Genomic DNA, 21,573 nt, shown 5'->3' with positions numbered 1-21,573 from the left:
TGGTCGCGGTAAGTACACCTTGCATTATGATGATGGAAGCGGGTAGATAACCGCGAAATCGGGAGTAGATAGGATCGCGACATGTTCGACACAATGACCCTTACCAAGATCGTCGGCGGTTTTTGCGGCGCATTGCTGGTGTATTTGCTTGGGAACTGGGCGGGTGAAATCCTGTACCACACCGGTCCCGCAGGTCACGGCGACGGCGAACATACGGCTGGTTACGTGATTGAAACGGCTGGCTCGGAAGGTCCTGCCGAAGTGGTTGAAGAAATCTCGTTCGGCGAAGTGTTCGCCGCTGCGGACGCTGGCAAGGGCGAGCGCGTCTTCAACAAATGTAAAGCCTGCCACAAGGTAGAAGATGGCGCGAACGGCACTGGTCCGCACCTGTTTGGTGTTGTGAACCGTCCGGTTGGCACGGCTGCTGGCTATGGTTACTCGGGCGCTCTGTCCGAAGTTGCCGAAGTTTGGACGCCTGAAACCCTGAACGAGTTCCTGGAAAACCCCAAAGGTTACGCACCGGGCACCTCGATGGGCTTCTCGGGTCTGGGCAAAATCGAAGACCGTGCAAACGTCATCGCCTATCTGGACTCGATCGGCGGCTAACGCCAACGCAGCACAGCGAACGCTTGATGAATTCAGGGGCCATCCCATGCGGGGTGGCCCTTTTCCTTTGGTTTGGCGGGGTTCTCACGGAATATCGTCTTGAATAATGCCCCATCCGCCCCATAGCTTTAGAGAGGAAAACAAACACCGGGAGGATCGGGATGCGAAACACCGGCGAGGCGCGTGCAGTCGCAATCGCAAAGCAGGCCAACCACAGCGCGACCAAGCGCGTGACATTGGCCATTGGTTTGACCGCTGCGGCCCTGATGTGGGCGGCCGGACAGGCCAAAGCACAGGAAACGGTCATCACATCCCACGGCATTTCGACCTTTGACGAATTGTCCTATCCGGCGGATTTCCCGCATCTTGATTACGTCAATCCCGACGCGCCCAAGGGTGGTGAGATATCGCTGTCTGCGTTTGGCGGGTTTGATTCCATGAACCCCTATACGACCAAGGGGCGTGCGGCGGGTCTGGCGACGGTGTTCTTTGAATCCGTCCTGACCAGTACCGCCGATGATGCGACGGCGGCCTATTGCCTGCTGTGTGAGACGATGGAGTACCCCGAGGACCGCAGCTGGGTCATTTTCAACCTGCGCCCCGAGGCCAAGTTTTCCGACGGCACCCCCCTGACCGCCGAGGATGTCGCGTTTTCCTATGAGACTTTCCTGACCAAGGGCCTGCCCAGCTTCCGTGCGGTCCTGTCCAAACAGGTCGACACGGTTGAGGTTCTGGGACCGCAGAAGATCAAGTTCACCTTCAAGGCGGGAGAGCCGACCCGCGATCTGCCGCAGGCCGTCGGGGGCTTGCCCGTGTTCTCGAAGGCAGATTTTGAAACGAACGGCTGGGACCTTGAGGAATCGACGCTAGAGACCTTTGTCGGTTCGGGTCCCTATGTTCTGGACAACATGGATGTGGGCAAACGCATCGTCTATCAGCGCGATCCGGATTATTGGGGCGCGGACGTGCCGATCAACATCGGGCGCAACAACTTTGATAAAATTCGTCTTGAATACTATGGCGATTACAACGCCGCGTTTGAGGGGTTCAAGGCGGGCGATTACACCTTCCGCAATGAGGCCTCGTCGAAACAATGGGCGACGGGCTATGACTTTCCGGCCTTAGAAAAGGGGCATGTGGTCAAGGCCGAGTTGCCCGACGGGGATATTTCGACCGGACAGAGCTTTATCTTCAACCTGCGCCGCGAACAGTTTCAGGATCCCCGCGTGCGTCAGGCGATCGGGCTGCTGTTCAACTTTGAATGGTCGAACGACACTCTGTTCTATGGCCTCTATCAACGCACGACGTCCTTTTGGGACAACAGTTACCTTAAGGCCGAAGGTGTCCCCGGCGCGGATGAACTGGCACTGCTGCGCCCGCTGGTCGAACAGGGGCTGTTGCCGGAAACGATCCTGACGGATGAGGCGGTTGTGCCGCCGGTGTCCTCGGATCGGCAGTTGGATCGCCGAAACCTGCGCGCGGCCTCGGCCTTGTTGGATGAGGCGGGCTGGACCGTAGGCGATGACGGGATGCGGCGCAACGCCAATGGCGATCTGTTGCGGGTCGCGATCATGAACGACAGCCAGACGTTTGAACGTGTGATCAACCCGTTTGTCGAAAACATGCGCCGTGCGGGCATCGACGCGTCCTTGGAAAAGGTCGACAGCGCCCAGCAGGTCAACCGCGAACGCGCCTATGATTTCGACATGATCACCGAGCAATTCCCGATGTCCTTTGTCCCAGGCAGTGGTCTGGCGCAATATTTCGGTTCTGAGACCGCCGACAGTTCGGTCTTTAACAAAATGGGCCTCAAAAGCGCCGCCGTTGACGCCCTGATCGATCATGTCAAAGGTGCAAAGACGCAGGAACAGTTGAACATTGCGGTTCACGCTCTGGACCGTGTGCTGCGCGCGGAACTGTTCTGGGTGCCCCAGTGGTTCAAGCCGGTCTATACGGTCGCCTATTTCGACATGTACGAGCATCCCGAGACCCTGCCGCCCTATTCGCTGGGCCAACTGGATTTCTGGTGGTACAACGCGGAAAAGGCAGAAAAACTCAAGGCCGAAGGCGCCTTATAATAAGAAAGCAGGCCAAGCGTTATGGGTGCCTATATCCTCCGGCGGTTGCTGTTGGTCATCCCGACCCTGATCGGGATCATGGTGATCAACTTTACCCTGACCCAATTCGTGCCGGGTGGCCCGATTGAACAGGTGATTGCCCGTGTTCAGGGCGAGGGCGACTCGCTGCAAGGGATTTCTGGGGGCGGGGATGCCGGCGCGGACCAAGGGGCCGATCTGGACCAACGCTATATCGGCGCGCGCGGCCTGCCGCCTGAATTTCTGGATCAGCTTGAGATCGAGATGGGCTTTGCCCGTATCGTCTGTGGCCCCGATCACGTCGGCGAACCCAATCTGGACGATCCCTCTTGTGTCAAAGAGGACATTCCGATCCTGAAACGGTTCGTGAACCTGATGGGGAACTACCTCGCCTTTGATTTCGGAGAGAGCTATTTCCGCTCAATCTCCGTCGTTGATCTGGTTCTGGAAAAGATGCCGGTGTCGATCACGCTGGGCCTGTGGTCGACCCTGTTGGCCTATCTGATTTCGATCCCTCTGGGCATTCGCAAGGCGGTGCGCGATGGCTCGTCCTTTGACACGTGGACGTCGGGCGCGATCATCGTGGCCTATGCCATTCCGGGGTTTCTGTTTGCGATCCTTTTGTTGGTGTTGTTCGCGGGCGGGTCCTATTTCCAATGGTTCCCGCTGCGGGGTCTAACCTCGGACAATTGGGATGAGCTGAGCGCGATTGGCAAAATCGCCGACTATTTCTGGCACATCGCCCTGCCGGTCACCGCGACAACGATCTCAAGCTTTGCGACGCTGACCCTGCTGACCAAGAACAGCTTTCTGGACGAGATCAAAAAGCAGTACGTGATCACCGCCCGCGCCAAGGGTCTGTCCGAGGGGCGGGTCCTATATGGCCATGTGTTCCGCAACGCGATGCTGATCGTGATTGCGGGGTTCCCGGGCGTGTTCTTTAGCGTGTTCTTTGGTGCCTCGATCATTATCGAGACTATCTTCTCGCTGGATGGGCTGGGACGTCTCGGGTTTGAGGCGGCGGTTGATCGCGACTATCCCGTGGTGTTCGGCACGCTGTACGTGTTCGGCCTGATGGGCCTGCTGGTCGGCATCCTGTCGGACCTGATGTATGTCTTTGTCGATCCCCGCATCGATTTCGAGAGCCGGAGGACCTAAGCCATGATGACCCTGTCCCCTCTCGCGAAACGCCGTTGGCGCAACTTTCGCCGCAACGGTCGGGCCTATTGGTCGCTGATCATCTTTGGCGTTCTGTTCGGCCTGTCTCTGTGCGCTGAATTCCTTGCCAATGACAAACCGATCTATGTCCAATACCGCGGCGAAAGCTATTTCCCGATCTACAATTTCTATCCCGAAACCCAATTCGGCGGCGATCTGCGGACCGAGGCTGTGTATCGCGATATTGAGATCGAATGCCTGATTGTGACGGGTGGATTGTTGGATTGTTGGGACGATCCCGAAGGCATAATCGCGGATGCCGAGGACGGGGTTGTTGCGGGCGAAGAGATCGAAAAGGGTCGCGTGATCTGGCCCCTGATTCCCTATAGCTATCAAACCGTGAACGACATCGACGGGGCGGCCCCGTCCGCGCCGGACGCCGAACACTGGCTGGGCACGGATGATACGGCGCGCGATGTGCTGGCGCGTGTCATCTACGGGTTCCGGTTGTCGATTGTGTTCACGTTGATCGTCACCGTCTCTGCCACGATCATCGGGGTCATCGCGGGGGCCATTCAGGGCTATTTCGGGGGCTGGACCGATCTGTTGTTCCAGAGGGTTTTGGAAATCTGGACGTCGACGCCACAGCTTTACATCATCATCATCCTGTTCGCGATTTTGGGGCGCAGTTTCTGGTTGCTGGTCGGGTTGACCATCCTGTTTGGCTGGCCTGCTTTGGTGGGCGTTGTGCGGGCCGAATTCCTGCGGGCGCGGAATTTCGAATATGTGCGCGCGGCGCGGGCGCTGGGCGTCGGCAACGCGACGATCATGTTCCGCCATATGTTGCCCAACGCGATGGTTGCGACCCTGACCATGCTGCCCTTTATCATCACCGGCACCATCGCCAGTCTGGCCAGCCTTGATTATCTGGGCTTTGGCCTGCCGTCCTCGGCGCCCAGCCTTGGGGAAATGACCCTGCAGGCGAAGCAGAACCTTCAGGCGCCGTGGCTGGCCTTTACCGCGTTTTTCACCTTTGCGACCATGCTGTCGCTGTTGGTGTTCATCTTTGAAGGTGTGCGCGACGCATTCGACCCGAGGAAGACCTTTCAATGAGCACGCTGTTAGAGGTTCGCGATCTCAAGGTCAGTTTCCGTCAGGACGGTCAGGATCATCTGGCGGTCAAGGGCGTGTCGTTCGAGGTCAAACGCGGGGAAACCGTGGCCCTCGTGGGCGAGAGCGGATCGGGCAAATCCGTGACCGCGCTGTCGTCGGTCGCGCTCCTCGGCGATAACGCGACGATTGCCGGTTCGATCACCTATGACGGACAGGAAATGGTCGGCGCGGATGAGACGCGGTTGCGCAAGGTGCGCGGAAACGACATCAGCTTTATCTTTCAGGAACCGATGACGTCCCTGAACCCGCTGCACACGCTGGAAAAGCAGCTGCGCGAATCCATCGAGTTGCACCAAGGTCTGCGCGGCGATGCGGTGCGCGCGCGCATCATCGAACTGCTGGAAAAGGTCGGCATCCGCGACGCCGAAAGCCGCCTGAACGCCTATCCCCACCAATTGTCCGGTGGTCAGCGTCAGCGCGTGATGATCGCCATGGCCCTTGCCAACGGGCCCGACCTGTTGATTGCCGATGAACCGACCACCGCGTTGGACGTCACCATTCAGGCGCAGATCCTCGAGCTGCTGGCCGAGCTGAAACAGACCGAAGACATGAGCCTGCTGTTCATCACCCACGATCTGGGTGTGGTGCGGCGCATCGCGGATCGGGTTGTTGTGATGAAGGACGGCGAGATCGTGGAAACCGGCGAAACCGCCAAGATTTTCGCGAACCCGCGCCATCCCTATACGCAGATGTTGTTGAATGCGGAATCCGTCGGCAACCCGACGCCCGTTCCGGCAGACGCCACCGAAATGGTCAGCACGGACAAGCTGCGCATCTGGTTTCCGATCCAGCGCGGGTTCCTGCGCAAAACCGTGGGTCACGTCAAGGCCGTGAACGAGGCCACCCTGACCGTGCGTGAGGGCGAAACCCTTGGCATCGTCGGCGAGAGCGGATCGGGCAAAACCACCCTTGCCCTTGCGATCATGCGCCTGATCGGCTCGCAAGGCGGGATCACCTTTGCGGGGGGCGATATTCAGGGCCTTGGCCCGCGTCAATTGCGTCCGCTGCGCCGTGATATGCAGATCGTGTTTCAGGACCCCTATGGCAGTCTCAGCCCGAGGATGAGCATCGAGCAGATCATCGCCGAAGGTCTGGGCGTGCATGGTGTGCAATCGGGCCGTCCCGTGCGCGAAGAGGTCGCCGAGATCATGCAAGAGGTGGGGTTGGACCCTGCGATGATGCACCGCTATCCGCACGAATTTTCGGGGGGACAGCGTCAGAGGATCGCCATCGCGCGCGCCATGATCCTGCGTCCGCGTCTGGTGGTTCTGGATGAGCCGACCTCGGCTCTGGATATGACGGTTCAGGTGCAGATCGTTGACCTGCTGCGCACCCTGCAACAGAAATACAAGCTGGCCTATCTGTTCATCAGTCACGACCTCAAGGTCGTGCGCGCCATGAGCCACAAGATCGTCGTCATGCGTAATGGCGACATCGTTGAGGCGGGCAGCGCGGATCAGGTGTTTGACACGCCCAGCCACCCCTATACGCAGGAATTGCTGGCCGCCGCGCTGGACCTGCGGGCGCGGGATATGGCGGGTTAGGGCATGCGCATTCTGCTGGTCCATCAGAACTATCCGGGGCAATTCCTGCGCATCGCTCCGGCGCTGGAGCAACGCGGGCATGAGGTGATGGCCCTGACCCGCAGTGACAACACCCGCCAGATTTCCATGCGTCACATGCGGTACCAGCATGAGGATATCAATCCGACCGGTCCCGGTGCGTCCTATATGAAACACGCCGCGCGGGGCGGTTCGGCGGCGCGGGCGGCACAGGCCCTGCGCGACAAACACGGGTTTAGTCCTGACGTGATTTTCGGCCATCCGGGGTGGGGCGAGACCCTGTTCCTGCGCGAGGTCTGGCCAAGCGCGCGCCTGTTGACCTATGCCGAGTTTTATTACGGCACCGAAGGGCGCGATTGGGGGTTCGACCCCGAGTTCAGCCAGGACACTTTGGGCAGTCGCGTGGGCTTGATCAGCCGTCAGGCGCATCTGTTACAGGCGCTTCAGCAATCCGATGCCGCCCTGTCCCCGACCAAATGGCAGGCCAGCACCTTTCCTCCAGAATACCGCGACCGTATCCATGTGGTGCATGACGGGATCGACACCGATCTGGCCCGCCCGAAGTTCGCCGCGCGCCTGACCCTGAAGACGGGGCAGGTGTTCAACGCGGGCGATGAGGTGTTGACCTATGTCGGGCGCAATCTGGAACCCTATCGTGGCTACCACACGTTCATGCGTGCCCTGCCCGAGGTTCTGGCGCGCCGTCCCAACGCCCATGCGGTGATCGTCGGTGGCGACGGGGTCAGCTATGGCAGCGCCCGCACAGACGGGGTCAGTTGGAAGCAACATATGCTGAACGAGGTGGGCGGGGGGCTCGACATGAACCGTGTTCATTTCACCGGCAAACTGTCCTATCCGGATTTCATCAGCCTGCTTCAGATCAGCCGCGTGCACGCCTATCTCAGCTATCCGTTCGTCCTGTCGTGGTCGTTGATGGAGGCGATGAGTGCGGGGTGCCACATCGTCGGATCGGACACGCCGCCCGTGGCCGAGGTGATCCACGATGGCCAGACGGGGCAGTTGGTCGATTTCTTTGACGTGCCCGCGTGGTCCGAGGCCTTGGTCAACGGCCTTGCCAATCCGCGCGATTTCGATCACCTGCGCACAGGTGCACGGGCGCTGATCAAAGAGAACTATGATCTGCGCACCGTGTGCCTGCCCAAGCTGATCGAGTTTGTGGAAACCGCAGGGGCGTGATCAGATGGCGGAACTGTGGCCTGCTTTGGAAAGGTCATAGGCATCGAACCCCCGCGCCATCATGCGCGTCAGGGCCTGACCCTCGGGGCGGATAACGAAATCACCGCTGTCTAGGCTGACGTATCCGGCGAATTCATCGGCAACCTGTTTGAACATCGCGGTGATCTGCTCGGGCGTTCTGCCAAAGCTGTCGCACATCTCGTCGCGCGAAATGCGGAAATCGCACATCAGCGCCTCAATCATGCGCGAGCGCAACAGGTCCTCACCCGCAAAGGCATGGCCGCGATGGGTGGCGAATTCGCCCTTCTGGATGTGACCGGTATAGGCCGAGGTGGCGGCGTTGTTCTGTGCGAACCCTTGGGGGAAACGCGAAATGGCGGACGCGCCCAGACCGATCAGAACCTCCGACGTGTCGTCGGTGTAGCCTTGGAAATTCCGGCGCAAACGACCGGTGCGTGCCGCGATGTCCAACCCGTCACCCTTGCGCGCGAAATGGTCGATGCCGATTTCCGTGTAATCATCCCACAGGAACAGACGCCGCGCGGTTTCAAACAGGCGCAGACGTTCCTGTGGGGTGGGCAGGGCGTCGGACGGGATCATCTGTTGGCGCTTGGCCATCCACGGCACATGCGCATATCCATAAAGGGCCACGCGGTCCGGCGACAGGGCCAGCAGTTTCTGAACGCTTTCGGTGATGCGTTCCTTGGTCTGGTGGGGCAGGCCGAACAGGATATCTGTGTTCAGGCTCTGGATGCCATGATCGCGGATCATATCGACCGCGCGCTTGGTGGTCTCAAAGCTCTGGATACGGCCGATGACGGTCTGGATTTCGGGGTCGAAGTCCTGCACCCCGATCGAGGCCCGGGTCATGCCCATTTCGGCCAGCGCATCCATACGCGCCTGATCGACCTCGTTGGGGTCGATCTCGACCGAGAATTCGGCGTTCGGGGCAAGTGGGGCCACGTCAAACACGGCCTGTGCGACCTCACGGATCATGTCGGGCGACAACAGGGTCGGCGTCCCGCCCCCCCAATGCAGCCGCGACAGGCTCACGCCCTTGGGCAAGGTGCGGCCCAGCATCGCGATTTCCGTCAACAACGTGTCGATATAGGCGCGCACGGGCGAATCCGTTTGCGTCCCTTGGGTTCGGCAGGCACAGAACCAGCACAACCTGCGGCAGAAGGGCACGTGCAGATACAGGGATATCTGCGCCCCCTCGGGGATTGCGCGAATCCAGCTGGAAAACTGGGAATTTCCGACACTTGACGAAAAATGCGGTGCGGTCGGGTAACTCGTGTAACGAGGGACCCGCGCGTCAAAAAGGCCGAACTTGGCAAGTTGCGATTCAGTGCTCATTGGCGTAGCGTTACCGATGACATAACAGATCAGCCTTGATCGAAATCAATTTCGGACGAAGACAGCCATGGCCGCGAACGACCAAGCCCTTGCCCATGTAGATTGCGGAAACTGCCCGATCCGCCACCGCGCGGTCTGTGCGCGCTGTGAGGGGGATGAGCTGCGCTTGCTCGAAGAGATGAAATACTATCGCACCTATGACGCGGGTCAGACCGTCGTCTGGTCAGGTGACAAGATGGATTTCGTCGCTTCGGTGGTCGAAGGCATCGCGACCCTGTCCCAAACGATGGAAGATGGCCGCACACAGATGGTTGGCCTGTTGTTGCCGTCCGATTTTGTCGGGCGTCCGGGGCGAGATTCGGCGGCCTATGACGTGGTCGCGACGACCCGTCTGACGGTCTGTTGTTTCCGAAAAAAGCCGTTTGAGCAGATGATGCAGGACACCCCGCATATTGGTCAGCGTCTTTTGGAAATGACATTGGACGAACTGGATGCGGCGCGGGAATGGATGCTGCTTTTGGGGCGTAAAACCGCGCGTGAAAAGATTGCGTCGCTGTTGGCGATTATCGCGCGGCGCGATGCGACGTTGAAACTGTCGTCGGTGACGGGACGCGTGGTGTTTGACCTGCCCCTGACGCGTGAGGCGATGGCGGATTACCTTGGCCTGACGCTTGAAACCGTCAGCCGTCAGATTTCCGCCCTGAAACGCGATGGCGTTATTCAGCTTGAGGGCAAGCGCCATATCACCATCCCCGACATGCAACAATTGTTGGATGAAACGGGCGATGACACCGACGGCGGTATGCTGGCCTAAGGGGTGTCGGCGGGCGCGAAGACGCGCCCACCCATGATTGCCGTCAGTGCGCCATCAAGATCGGAACCGTCGTGTTTTCCAACATGTCACGCGTTGCGCCGCCCATCAGGGCCTCACGGAACCGCGAATGGCTGTAGGCGCCCATCACGATCATGTCTGCGTTGATGTCCTGCACATGGCGCATCAGAACATCCGACACCCGCGGCATGGTTTTGGCCAGAACCGAGATTTCGGCGCGCACCCCATGCCGGCCCAGCATCTGTGACAGCATCCCACCCGGATCGGACCGGTCTGGCCCGTGTTGAGGCGGATCGATAATGGCGATGTTCACGCTGGGCGCATCCGACAGCGCCGACAGGGAGGCGCGGATCGCGGCAAGCGCCTCGGCGCTCTGGTTCCATGCAAGGATCGGGCGGGTGCCAAAACCGGTGAAGGCGTCGGAATCGGGTACGACCAGAACCGGCGCATGGGCGTCGAACAGCGCGGCCTCGATCACGGCCTCATCCTCTAGACCGCGCTCCGCGCCATAGGGGCGGGGCAGAACCACCAGATCGGCAAACCGCGCGCGGCCTGCGATCAATTGGGTGATGCCGGTGATCTGGGCGACCATGGCCTCGCTGCTCCAGACGCAATCCTCATTCGCCATCCGCGTCTGGATGACGCTTTCAATGGCCTCGGCGTCCTCTTGGGCCTTTTGCAGGGTTTCCTGCATGATCACCGCGCTTGCCCCCACATAGTAATAGCCCGTCTGGGTGCGATCCACGCCCAGACAGACGATTTCCAAATGGGCGTTCTCGCGCCGCGCAAGGGTGATAGCAGCGTCAAGCGCGCTGGATTTTAGGTCAGTGTCAGTGACAACGGTCAGAATCGTTTTGTAAGCCATGAGAAACCTCCGTCTCGGTCGACTTGTTCTGATCCCATCCTAGGCGGGCGAGGGGTGGTGCGCTTTGACGCGGATCAAGGGGGCATTCCCAAACTCTTGACATGGATCAAGGCGGCGTGACCGGCCCAAAGGCATATCCCAAGCGTCGGAAATAGACCCGTGGCCCCCGAATCGAATCGCCACGGGAATGACGAAGGGACGCAAGATGTGGGATTACGTTAAAATGGCCGTGTTCGGCGTGATTGCGGTGCTTGCCGCGATCGCCGCGAACTATGCCCGTGATGTCGCCTATCTGGTACACGCCCTGATCATCATGGCGGTTTCGGCCGGTATGTTTGTTTGGGTCGTCCGGACGGCGGATGAGAAAAAAGTTGTTGATAAAAGCGGTTATATGGACGGCGTCGTGCGCGCCGGTGTCATTGCAACCGCGTTTTGGGGTGTGGCCGGGTTTCTGGTCGGCACGTTCATCGCATTTCAGTTGGCCTTTCCGGGGCTGAACTTTGAATGGGCCGAGGGCTTTGCCAACTTTGGCCGTCTGCGTCCGCTGCATACCTCGGCGGTGATTTTTGCATTCGGCGGGAACGCGTTGATCGCGACCTCGTTCTATGTGGTTCAGCGTACTTCGGCCACGCGCCTTTGGGGCGGCAACGCCGGATGGTTCGTGTTCTGGGGCTTTCAGTTGGTGATCGTGCTGGCCGCGACTGGCTATCTGCTGGGCGCGACGCAGTCCAAAGAATACGCCGAACCCGAATGGTATGTTGACCTTTGGCTGACCATCGTCTGGGTCGTCTATCTGGCGGTGTTCCTTGGCACGATCCTCAAGCGCAAGGAAAAGCACATCTATGTGGCCAACTGGTTCTACCTGTCGTTCATCGTCACGGTGGCCCTGCTGCACGTTGTGAACAACCTGTCGATCCCCGTCAGCATCTTTGGCTCCAAGTCGGTCCAAGTGTTCGCCGGTGTTCAGGACGCCATGACGCAGTGGTGGTACGGCCACAACGCTGTGGGCTTCTTCCTGACCGCAGGGTTCTTGGGGATGATGTACTACTTTGTGCCGAAACAGGCTGAACGCCCTGTTTACTCGTACAAACTGTCGATCATCCACTTCTGGGCGCTGATCTTCCTGTACATCTGGGCCGGTCCGCACCACCTGCACTATACCGCGTTGCCTGACTGGGCATCGACGCTGGGCATGGTGTTCTCGATCATCCTGTGGATGCCGTCGTGGGGTGGTATGATCAACGGTCTGATGACGCTGTCTGGCGCATGGGACAAGCTGCGCACCGATCCGATCATGCGTATGATGGTTATCTCGATCGGCTTCTACGGCATGTCCACGTTCGAGGGTCCGATGATGTCGATCCGCGCTGTCAACTCGCTGTCGCACTATACGGACTGGACGATCGGTCACGTGCACTCGGGCGCTCTGGGCTGGAACGGTATGATCACCTTTGGCGCGCTGTACTTCCTGGTGCCGAAACTGTGGAACCGCGAACGTCTCTACAGCCTGAAACTGGTCGACTGGCACTTCTGGCTGGCCACCATCGGTATCGTTCTCTACGCCGCCTCGATGTGGGTGTCGGGTATTACCGAAGGTCTGCTGTGGCGCGAAGTTGACGCACAGGGCTTCCTTGTGAACTCGTTCGCCGACACGGTCGAAGCCAAGTTCCCCTACTATGTGGTCCGCGGTCTTGGGGGTGTCATGTACCTCAGCGGCGCTCTGATCATGTGCTTTAACCTTTGGAAAACCGTCTCGTCGGTTTCGGCCAAGTCCGAAGCTGTGACTGCGGTTCCCGCTGAATAAGGAGGGTGTCGAAAATGGGTATTCTCGACAAACATAAAGTTCTGGAAAAGAACGCGACGCTCTTGCTGGTCTTCAGCTTCTTGGTGGTAACGGTCGGTGGGATCGTGGAGATTGCTCCGCTGTTCTATCTGGAAAACACCATCGAAGAAGTCGAAGGCGTGCGCCCCTATTCGCCGCTGGAGCTGACGGGCCGTGACATCTACATCCGCGAAGGGTGCTATGTCTGTCACAGCCAGATGATCCGTCCGATGCGCGATGAGGTCGAACGCTATGGCCACTATAGCCTTGCTGCGGAATCGATGTACGACCACCCGTTCCAGTGGGGGTCGAAACGCACTGGTCCCGATCTGGCCCGCGTTGGTGGTCGCTATTCGGACGAATGGCACGTCGACCACCTGCGCAACCCGCAGTCGGTTGTGCCTGCCTCGGTGATGCCGAAATACGGCTTCCTCGAAGACAAGCTGATCGAGGGCGAATACGTTCAGGACCTGATGAAAACCCACGCTCTGGTTGGTGTGCCTTACACCGACGAGATGATCGAAAATGCTGCTGCCGACTTTAAGGTGCAGGCCGATCCGTGGGGCGATTACGACGGTCTGGTTGAGCGGTATCCGGGTGCGCAGGTGCGTAACTTTGACGGCCAACCGGGGATCTCCGAGGCCGACGCCCTGATCGCCTATCTGCAAATGCTGGGGACGCTGGTTGATTTCTCGACCTTCGAACCCGTCGCAAGCCGGTAACGGAGGGGATCATGGATACCTATTCGTTGCTGCGTGAATTTGCCGATAGCTGGGTTCTGCTCTGCATGACGGTGTTCTTTCTGGGGATTGTTGTCTGGGCCTTTCGCCCGGGCAGCACCGCCACCTACCAAGACACCGCAGACATTCCCTTTCGGTATGAAAAGAAACCCGCCAGCGGTGCTGAATACGCAGTATCGCCTTCCAAGGAGGCGCGGACATGACTGACAAACCAACCAAAAAACCGGGTGACGTCGAAACGACGGGTCATTCCTGGGACGGGATCGAAGAGTTCAACAACCCGTTGCCGCGTTGGTGGCTGTGGACCTTTTACGCCACGATTTTCTGGGGCGTGCTTTACACGATCGCCTATCCGGCGTGGCCTCTGATTTCCGGCGCAACGCCGGGGGTTCTGGGCTATAGCACGCGGGCCGAAGTGGCCGAGGACATCACCCGCTTTGAAGAGCTGAACGCGCCGATTGAGGCCAAGCTTGAGGCGGCTGATCTGACTGCGATTTCGGCGGATGCGGAACTGGCCAACTACACCCAGAACGCGGGTGCGGCTGTGTTCAAAACGTGGTGCGCCCAGTGTCACGGCGCCGGTGCCGCTGGTGTTCAGGGTCAGGGTTATCCGAACCTGTTGGACGACGATTGGCTGTGGGGTGGTTCGATTGAGGACATCCACCTGACCATCTCGCACGGCATCCGGAACGAAGAAGATCCCGATGCGCGCTATTCGGAAATGCCGGCGTTCGGTGAAATTCTGGCCGAAGAGGAAATCGCAGGCGTTGTTCAATACGTCCGCCAGATTTCCGGCCAAGAGGCCGACGCCGCACTGGCGACCGCTGGTGAGACTGTCTTCTTGGACAACTGCGCCGCCTGTCACGCCGAAGATGGCACGGGCGACCGTTTCCAAGGTGCGCCGAACCTGACGGATGCGATCTGGCTCTACGGTGGGTCGGTGGATGACATCACCTATACGGTCGAAAACGCCCGTTTCGGTGTGATGCCGTCGTGGACCTCGCGTCTGAGCGAGGCCGAGATCCGCGCCGTTGCCGCCTATGTCCACGGCCTTGGCGGTGGTGAGTAACATGTGAATCCGGTGGCCCCCTCGGGCCACTGGCTGTGCGCCGACCCCCGTCCTGTTCGCGCGTTTCCTGGGGGCGGCGCACCTTTTATTTCGCGGGCAATCATTCGCCGCGATGACGCGCGATTTCTTCTTTCCAGACCTCCGGCGCCCACCGCAACAGTTCATCCTGATTGCGTTTGCGCATCTCTTCATGGCGGCGGCGATCCATGCCTTGGCCGTTGGTACGGGTGGCGGTTGTGAAAGTTTTTGCAAATATGTTCAGCATCGGGTTGCTCCATTCATTCGGTATGTCCCTTATTAAGTGGATGACGCGGGAATCTCCTATTCAGGAATAATTCTATCTTGTAAGGTGTGCTTACATGATTGATTGGTCTGTTCTTCCCCCTCTGACGGCGCTGCGGGCGCTGGCGGCTTTGGCGCAAACCGGTGACACGGCGCGGGCAGGGGCGGTGTTGAACGTCTCCCACGCCGCGATCAGCCAACAGTTGCGCGCGCTAGAGGATCACCTGTCGCTGAACCTGATCGACCGCAGCGGGCGCAGCTTGGCCCTGACCCCTGATGGTCAGATGCTGGCCGATGCGGTGACCGAAGGGCTTGGCGGTATTGCGCGAACGGTGGCCGCCCTGACCGGTCAGGATGAGGCGCGTCCGTTGATGATCACGGCAACCCCCGCCTTTGCCGCGACGTGGTTGATGCCACGCCTGCCCGATTTCCAGAACCGCCATCCGGGCCTGTCCCTGATGCTGGACCCGACGCCGCAGTTGAAAGAGTTTAGGCCGGGCGGTATCGACGTTGGCATCCGCCACGGCACGGGCGACTGGGTGGGGTTGAAATCCGAACTGTTGGTGGAAACGCCCATTGCGATTGTCGCCGCGCCGGGAGTGGTCGAGGAACGCGACGCCTACGCGCCCGCCGATCTGGTGGATTTCCCGTGGTTACAGGAACTTGGCACCTCTGAGGCGTCCCAGTTCCTATCGCGTCACGGGGTGGATGTGGCGGTGCCCAGGCGTCTGACGCACCTGCCCGGAAACCTGATGCTGGACGCCGCGCGCAACGGGCAGGGGATTGCGGTTATCGCGCGGGCCTTTGTCGAACCCGATCTGACGGCGGGGCGGTTGCAACTGTTGTACGAAGACCGACGGATGAAGGGTTATTTCATCGTCTACCGCGAGGGCGCCCTGCGTCCAGCGGCGCGCGCCTTTGTGAGCTGGCTGCGCAAACAGGCGGCGCAACACCCCCAAGATATCGACACAGTTACTTGATGACTTTCCGATGTAGGTTTTGACCTAGGTCAAGGCCGCGCCGCCCGTGGAATGCAAAAACGGCCACAATCCGAAAAAGGTTGTCCGGAGTTGATTCCTTGAGTTCCACCGATCAGACCCCCGAAAAACTATACGCCGCGCGTGAGCCCATCTTTCCGCGTCGTGTCAGCGGCAAGTTCAGAAACCTGAAATGGTGGCTGATGGCGTTTACGCTGGGCATTTATTACCTGACGCCGTGGATCCGTTGGGATCGTGGGCCGAAACTGCCCGATCAGGCAGTTCTGGTCGATCTGGCGAACCGGCGCTTTTTCTTCTTCTGGATCGAAATTTGGCCGCATGAATTCTATTTCGTGGCCGGTTTGTTGATCATGGCGGGGCTGGGGTTGTTTTTGTTCACCTCGGCGCTTGGGCGGGTGTGGTGCGGCTATGCCTGCCCCCAAACCGTCTGGACCGACCTGTTTATCCTTGTTGAACGCTGGGTTGAAGGGGACCGGAACAAGCGGGTCAAGCTGTGGCGTGAGAAATGGAACGTCAAGAAAATCCGCCTGCGTCTGACGAAATGGGTGCTGTGGTTCCTGATTGCCGTGGCGACCGGCGGGGCATGGGTGTTCTATTTCACCGACGCGCCGACGCTGTTGGTGGATCTGCTGACCTTTAGCGCGCATCCCGTGGCCTATACGACCATCGGTGTACTGGCGATGACGACCTTTGTGTTTGGCGGGTTCATGCGCGAACAGGTCTGTATCTACATGTGCCCGTGGCCGCGTATTCAGGCCGCCATGATGGATGAGGACACCCTGACCGTTGGCTATCGCACTTGGCGGGGTGAGCCGCGCGGCAAACACCGCAAGGCCGAAAACGCGGACCAGTTGGGCGATTGTATCGACTGTATGGCCTGTGTGAACGTGTGCCCGATGGGCATCGACATCCGCGACGGTCAACAATTGGCCTGTATCACCTGCGCCTTGTGCATCGACGCCTGTGACGATGTGATGGAAAAAATCGGCAAGCCGCGCGGGTTGATCGATTACATGGCTCTGACGGATGAACCCCGCGAACGTGCGGGCCAAGAGCCCAAGCCGATCATCAAACACATCCTGCGTCCGCGCACGATCCTTTACACGACATTGTGGAGCTTGGTTGGCGTAGGCCTTGTCGTGGCCCTGTTCATCCGTCCCGATCTGGACGTGACCGTGTCGCCGGTCCGTAACCCGACCTATGTGACGCTGTCCGACGGGTCGATCCGCAACACCTATGACGTACGCCTGCGCAACAAGCACGGTGAGGACCGCCCGTTCCACATTTCGATCTCGGGTGATCCGGCCATGCGGGTCCAGATTGAGGGCACGCCCTATGAAACCGTGACCGTGCCTGCCGATACCCAATTGCTGCAACGTGTGTATGTTATTGCAGCCCCCGGATCGGACGCCGCCCGTGAGGAACGCACCGAATTCCGCTTTTGGGTTGAGGACAACACCAACGGCGATCGCACCTTTGCCGATACCGTATTCAATGGAACGGAGAACTGATCATGGCAGAACGTGAACTGACAGGGCGGCATGTGTTCTTTATCACCGCCGGTGCCTTTGCGGTCATCATCGCCGTCAACGTGTTCATGGCGGTTCAGGCGGTCCGGACTTTCCCGGGCCTCGAGACCAAGAACTCCTATGTCGCCAGCCAAGAGTTCAACACCAAGCGCGACGCGCAACTGGCGCTGGGCTGGCAGGCCGAGGCGTCCTATGCCGACGGCGCGGTGACCTTGGTGTTTCGGGATCAGGACGGGCGCGCGGTTGCGCCTGAAACGCTCGACGTTCTGATCGGGCGCACGACCGAGGCCCGCGATGACATCGCGCCGGTTTTTGTTCTGGCGGGCGGGGAATTCCGCGCAGATGCCGATCTGGGCCGTGGCAAGTGGATGATGCGGGTTCAGGCCACCGCGCCCGACGGCACGCCGTTTTTGCAACGTCTTGAACTGATCGTTCGGGGGTAATTCGAATGACCGCCAGTCCCGCCCGTGTGTCTGCCTGTCCTGCTTGCACCGTCGCGCCCATGGCCGAGGATATCGCGGCCAAGGCCGATGACGCCGAGGCAACGATCCTGTTGGCCCTGCCGACGATCCACTGTGCGGGCTGTATTTCCACGGTTGAACGGGGGCTGAACGCCGATCCTGCGGTCCATTCGGCGCGGGTGAACCTGACGATGAAGCGCGTCAGCATCGCCGCCAATCCGGGCGTCACTGCCGCCGATATGATCGGTGTGCTGGACGGTCTGGGTTATGAGGCGCATGAACTGGACGCCAGCATCCTGTCGACCACCGCGACGGAAAAGGCAGGGCGCGAATTGTTGATGCGCCTTGGCGTGGCGGGTTTCGCGATGATGAACATCATGCTGTTATCCGTGGCCGTATGGTCGGGCGCGGCGGATGCGACGCGGGATCTGTTTCACTGGATTTCTGCGCTGATCGCCCTGCCGACCATCGCGTTTTCCGGTCAGCCGTTTTTCAAAAACGCCTATGCCGCGTTGCGGGCTGGGCGGTTGAACATGGATGTGCCGATTTCCTTGGCGATCCTGCTGGCCTTTGTGTCCTCGGTTCTGGAGACGTTGCAATCGGGTGAGCACGCCTATTTCGACGCGGCGGTGTCGCTGACGTTCTTTTTGCTGGCCGGTCGGTATCTGGATTTCCGTACCCGCGCCGTGGCGCGGTCCGCCGCAGAAGAGCTTGCCGCGCTTGAGGTGCCGCGCGCCCTGCGTGTGACGACATCGGGCGAGGAAACTGTCGCGATTGCCGAACTGGTCGTGGGCGACATCGTCCGCGTCAAACCCGGTGGCCGTGTGCCCGTCGATGGGGTGATTGTACGGGGGCAGAGCGAAGTTGACCGCTCCCTGCTGACCGGTGAAACGCTGCCGGTGTTCGCGGGTGTGGGCGGGGATGTCTCTGCGGGCGAGGTCAACCTGACCGGTCCCTTGGACGTGCGCGTCACGGCGGCGGGTGAGCAAAGCTCGCTGCATCAAATGGCTGATCTTGTGGCCGTCGCCGAAAGTGCCAAGAACAAATACACGTCTCTCGCCGATCGCGCGGCGAAACTCTATGCGCCGGGGGTGCATATCCTTGCCGCGCTCGCCTTTGTGGGCTGGCTGATCTACACATGGGGCGATATGCGTCAGGCGATGAATATCGCCGTGGCGGTTCTTATCATCACCTGTCCCTGCGCGTTAGGTTTGGCCGTTCCTGCGGTGACGACGGCGGCCTCGGGGCGGTTGTTCAAACACGGGATGCTGATCAAAAACGGCACCGCGTTGGAGCGTCTGGCCGAGGTCGACACGGTCGTGTTCGACAAAACCGGCACCCTGACCAAGGGCGCGCCGACGCCAACCAACCTGACCGGTTTTGACGCCGAAACACTGGCCGTTGGTCTGGCTCTGGCCGATAGCTCATCCCACCCGCTGGCCCGCGCATTCGCCAAAGAGGTGCGCGCGATGGGCATCGCCCCCGCCGCCGTGCGCGACATCCAAGAGGTGCCGGGATATGGCGTTCAGGGGATCATGGACAAGCACATGGTTCATTTTGGCCGCGCTGAATGGGTCGGCGCAAGCCAAGGCGCGACCATGGCTGTCTGGATGCGCGTGGGCGCGACGCCCGCCGTCGAATTCACCTTTGCCGATCACCTGCGCGACGGGGCGGCGGAACTGGTGGCCGATCTGAAATCACGCGGGATCGACGTGAAACTGTTGTCCGGTGACGGTGCCGCGCCGGTGGCCGATCTGGCCGCGCGGGTCGGGATTGATGATTTTCACGCCGGTGTCCTGCCCGCCGAAAAGGCCGCCGTGGTGCAAGACCTGACCGAGCAGGGACGTCATGTCCTGATGGTCGGGGACGGGTTGAACGACACCGCCGCCCTGACCGCCGCCTATGTCTCGATTTCTCCCGCATCCGCGCTGGACGCGGCGCGTGTGGCATCGGACATCGTGCTGCTGGGCGGGGATCTGAAACCCGTGGGCGCGGCCATTGGCATCGCCCGACAGGCGACCAAACGCATCCACGAGAATTTCACGATTGCGTCTCTGTACAACGTTATCGCCGTGCCGATCGCGATTGTGGGTTTTGCCACGCCTTTGGCGGCGGCCTTGGCCATGTCGGCGAGTTCGATTACGGTCTCGTTGAACGCCCTGCGTCTGCGCAAATAGGACCCTGCCGATGGAAATGCTTGCCTACCTGATCCCGATTTCCCTGTTGCTTGGGGGGCTGGGTCTGGCCGCATTTTTCTGGGCCCTGCGGTCGCGCCAATACGACGATCCCGAGGGCGATAGCCAACGCATTCTGACAGGGGATTGGGACGACCACCCGCGTCCCTAAGGTCGCTTAGGACGGGCCGATGGGGGCGCAGTCCTTGCCGCGTGCCTCTAGCCGACGACAGGCCAGCGCGGCCTCTTCTTGGGTCATCCCGACGAAATTCGCCTCGAACCCTTTGTTGGACTGACGCACCTTGCGCAGTGCCCCGTCCAGCGTGCCGATTTCCGACAGCGCGGTTTGCAGCAGAACGCGCTCGGCCTGATAGCGGGACCCGTATTTGCCGACGTTAATCCCCCAATGGCGCCCGCCCGAGGACGAGGCGCGGGTGACGATTTCCTGTTCTGTGCCACCCGCAGGCAGTGCGGCAAGGGTCAGGTTCTCGGGGCGATCCGGCGGGGTCAGGTCCGGCGCGACCTCGGCCTCGGCCACCACAACGGGGGCAGGGGCGGCGGGCCGCTTGCGCGGACGCAGGGCGGGGTCGGTCTGGGCGACGATCACGGTGTCAGGCTGAACCGCCGTTTCGACGGCTTCGGGTGTGTCTTGCGGTGCCGCGTCATTCGCGGCGGTCACGGCCTCTTGGATGCCGTCCTGAATCGCCAACAGCAGTTCGGCGGGCGGCTCGGCCACGGGATCGGCACCCGGACGCGGGCGCGGCAGCAGCGATTTTTTCATGCCAAAGGCCACGCGGATGGTTTTGCCAACACCGCCGGGCGTACCGGATTTGCCCAAATAGGGCGGACGCGCAGGACGGTTGACGGCCACACGCGACGGCGCGCGTTTGAACCCGAGATCCATCAGTTCGGCCACTTTGGCGTTGCGCGATGTGGTCGAGCGGCCACCGAAGACGGTGGTGATAATGCGTTCGTTTCCACGGACGGCCGAGGCCACAAGGTTGAAACCCGCCGCTTGGGTGTAGCCGGTTTTGATCCCGTCCGCGCCCTTATAGCTGCCAAGGAAGCGACGGTTTGAATGCGCCACGGTCTTGCCGCCCGCATCCGCCGTGATCCGCGAAAACAGGTTGTAATAGTCGGGATAGTCATAAAACACGTGCCGCCCCAGCAGGGTCATGTCGCGCGCCGTGGACAGGTGCCCCGCCTCGGTCAGGCCGTGGGCGTTCTTAAATGTGGTGCGGCTCATCCCCATGGCTTTGGCGGTGCGGTTCATGCGGCGGGCAAAGGCGGCTTCGCTACCCTCAATCGCCTCGCCAATCGCAGTGGCGGCATCGTTGGCGGATTTGATCGCCGCAGCGCGCAGGAGATAACGCAGTTTGATTTTCTGCCCCGCACGCATGCCCAGTTTCGACGGCGGCTCGGCGGCGGCCTTTTTCGAAATGGTGACCATGGTATCCAGCGAGATTTCGCCGTTCTCGATGGCCTCGAACGCTACGTAGAGCGTCATCATCTTGGTCAGAGAGGCGGGGTGCAAACGGGAATCGGCGTTTTCGGCATGCAGGATTTCGCCACTGCGCGCGTCGATCACCATCGCCGCATAGGGTGCGGAAACGGCCATCAACGGCACAAGTGCCGCAAATAAACCCACAAATG

Annotated in this window: 20 protein-coding genes; 16 read left to right on the top strand and 4 right to left on the bottom strand. The window is 60.4% G+C overall.

What is annotated here, in order from left to right; all coding sequences use genetic code 11:
* Positions 1-81: 81 nt before the first annotated feature.
* From R1W00_RS15270 to R1W00_RS15245, 6 genes are all read left to right on the top strand, one after another.
* A complete protein-coding gene (locus R1W00_RS15270) occupies positions 82-606 on the top strand; it encodes a cytochrome c family protein (RefSeq protein ID WP_317263630.1) in 525 nt (174 codons plus the stop codon).
* A gap of 266 nt (positions 607-872) precedes the next feature.
* Positions 873-2,684 carry an extracellular solute-binding protein gene (locus tag R1W00_RS15265; protein ID WP_317263726.1) on the top strand — a complete coding sequence of 604 codons (1,812 nt, stop codon included), beginning with the start codon at positions 873-875 and terminating at the stop codon, positions 2,682-2,684.
* Between the two features lie 21 nt (positions 2,685-2,705).
* Positions 2,706-3,860 carry a microcin C ABC transporter permease YejB gene (locus R1W00_RS15260; protein ID WP_317263629.1) on the top strand — a complete coding sequence of 385 codons (1,155 nt, stop codon included), beginning with the start codon at positions 2,706-2,708 and terminating at the stop codon, positions 3,858-3,860.
* 6 nt (positions 3,861-3,866) lie between these two features.
* Positions 3,867-4,973 (top strand): ABC transporter permease, encoded by a 1,107-nt coding sequence (locus tag R1W00_RS15255; RefSeq protein WP_317263725.1) that lies wholly within the window; start codon positions 3,867-3,869, stop codon positions 4,971-4,973.
* Positions 4,970-6,577: an ABC transporter ATP-binding protein gene (locus tag R1W00_RS15250; RefSeq protein WP_317263628.1), complete on the top strand. Its 1,608-nt coding sequence runs from the start codon at positions 4,970-4,972 to the stop codon at positions 6,575-6,577. The genes R1W00_RS15255 and R1W00_RS15250 overlap by 4 nt, the downstream gene beginning before the upstream one ends.
* 3 nt (positions 6,578-6,580) lie before the next feature.
* A complete protein-coding gene (locus tag R1W00_RS15245; RefSeq protein WP_317263627.1) occupies positions 6,581-7,792 on the top strand; it encodes a glycosyltransferase in 1,212 nt (403 codons plus the stop codon).
* Here the strand turns inward: R1W00_RS15245 and hemN are convergent, their stop codons facing one another.
* On the bottom strand, positions 7,793-9,148 hold the full coding sequence (gene hemN / locus R1W00_RS15240; RefSeq protein WP_317263626.1) for an oxygen-independent coproporphyrinogen III oxidase: 1,356 nt from the start codon (positions 9,146-9,148) through the stop codon (positions 7,793-7,795).
* Between the two features lie 67 nt (positions 9,149-9,215).
* Here hemN and fnrL point away from each other — a divergent pair, with 67 nt between their 5' ends.
* Positions 9,216-9,962, top strand: a complete 747-nt coding sequence (fnrL, locus tag R1W00_RS15235; protein ID WP_317263625.1) for a transcriptional regulator FnrL — start codon at positions 9,216-9,218, stop codon at positions 9,960-9,962.
* A gap of 43 nt (positions 9,963-10,005) precedes the next feature.
* Here the strand turns inward: fnrL and R1W00_RS15230 are convergent, their stop codons facing one another.
* Positions 10,006-10,845, bottom strand: a complete 840-nt coding sequence (locus R1W00_RS15230) for a universal stress protein (RefSeq protein WP_317263624.1) — start codon at positions 10,843-10,845, stop codon at positions 10,006-10,008.
* 205 nt (positions 10,846-11,050) lie between these two features.
* Between R1W00_RS15230 and ccoN the strand changes: the two genes are divergently transcribed.
* From ccoN to ccoP, 4 genes are read left to right on the top strand one after another with little or no spacing between them, the layout of a single operon-like run.
* Complete coding sequence (gene ccoN / locus R1W00_RS15225) at positions 11,051-12,649, top strand: cytochrome-c oxidase, cbb3-type subunit I (RefSeq protein ID WP_317263623.1); 1,599 nt, start codon at positions 11,051-11,053, stop codon at positions 12,647-12,649.
* Between the two features lie 14 nt (positions 12,650-12,663).
* Positions 12,664-13,389, top strand: coding sequence for a cytochrome-c oxidase, cbb3-type subunit II (gene ccoO, locus R1W00_RS15220; protein ID WP_317263622.1), 726 nt, complete (start codon positions 12,664-12,666; stop codon positions 13,387-13,389).
* An 11-nt stretch (positions 13,390-13,400) separates the two neighbouring features.
* Positions 13,401-13,610, top strand: a complete 210-nt coding sequence (locus tag R1W00_RS15215) for a cbb3-type cytochrome c oxidase subunit 3 (RefSeq protein ID WP_317263621.1) — start codon at positions 13,401-13,403, stop codon at positions 13,608-13,610.
* A complete protein-coding gene (ccoP, locus tag R1W00_RS15210) occupies positions 13,607-14,476 on the top strand; it encodes a cytochrome-c oxidase, cbb3-type subunit III (RefSeq protein ID WP_317263620.1) in 870 nt (289 codons plus the stop codon). The genes R1W00_RS15215 and ccoP overlap by 4 nt, the downstream gene beginning before the upstream one ends.
* A 100-nt stretch (positions 14,477-14,576) precedes the next feature.
* Here ccoP and R1W00_RS15205 read toward each other — a convergent pair whose 3' ends face one another.
* Positions 14,577-14,741, bottom strand: a complete 165-nt coding sequence (locus tag R1W00_RS15205; protein ID WP_317263619.1) for a hypothetical protein — start codon at positions 14,739-14,741, stop codon at positions 14,577-14,579.
* Positions 14,742-14,835: 94 nt separating this feature from the next.
* On the opposite strand from R1W00_RS15205, the gene R1W00_RS15200 reads away from it, so the two are divergent.
* From R1W00_RS15200 to ccoS, 5 genes are all read left to right on the top strand, one after another.
* Positions 14,836-15,738 carry a LysR family transcriptional regulator gene (locus R1W00_RS15200; protein WP_317263618.1) on the top strand — a complete coding sequence of 301 codons (903 nt, stop codon included), beginning with the start codon at positions 14,836-14,838 and terminating at the stop codon, positions 15,736-15,738.
* 98 nt (positions 15,739-15,836) lie between these two features.
* A complete protein-coding gene (gene ccoG / locus R1W00_RS15195) occupies positions 15,837-17,267 on the top strand; it encodes a cytochrome c oxidase accessory protein CcoG (protein ID WP_317263617.1) in 1,431 nt (476 codons plus the stop codon).
* A gap of 2 nt (positions 17,268-17,269) precedes the next feature.
* Positions 17,270-17,728, top strand: coding sequence for a FixH family protein (locus R1W00_RS15190; RefSeq protein WP_317263616.1), 459 nt, complete (start codon positions 17,270-17,272; stop codon positions 17,726-17,728).
* Positions 17,729-17,733: 5 nt separating this feature from the next.
* A complete protein-coding gene (locus R1W00_RS15185; RefSeq protein WP_317263615.1) occupies positions 17,734-19,923 on the top strand; it encodes a heavy metal translocating P-type ATPase in 2,190 nt (729 codons plus the stop codon).
* Between the two features lie 10 nt (positions 19,924-19,933).
* A complete protein-coding gene (gene ccoS / locus R1W00_RS15180; RefSeq protein WP_317263614.1) occupies positions 19,934-20,092 on the top strand; it encodes a cbb3-type cytochrome oxidase assembly protein CcoS in 159 nt (52 codons plus the stop codon).
* Between the two features lie 6 nt (positions 20,093-20,098).
* Here ccoS and R1W00_RS15175 read toward each other — a convergent pair whose 3' ends face one another.
* Positions 20,099-21,538, bottom strand: a complete 1,440-nt coding sequence (locus tag R1W00_RS15175) for a D-alanyl-D-alanine carboxypeptidase family protein (protein ID WP_317263613.1) — start codon at positions 21,536-21,538, stop codon at positions 20,099-20,101.
* Between the last annotated feature and the right edge of the window lie 35 nt (positions 21,539-21,573).

This window comes from Rhodovulum sp. FJ3 (assembly GCF_032918305.1).
In the GTDB taxonomy this organism is placed as follows: Bacteria; Pseudomonadota; Alphaproteobacteria; order Rhodobacterales; family Rhodobacteraceae; genus SAT37.
The sequence above is the reverse complement of the archived record's forward strand: the minus strand, read 5'-3'. Positions and strand labels throughout refer to the sequence as shown.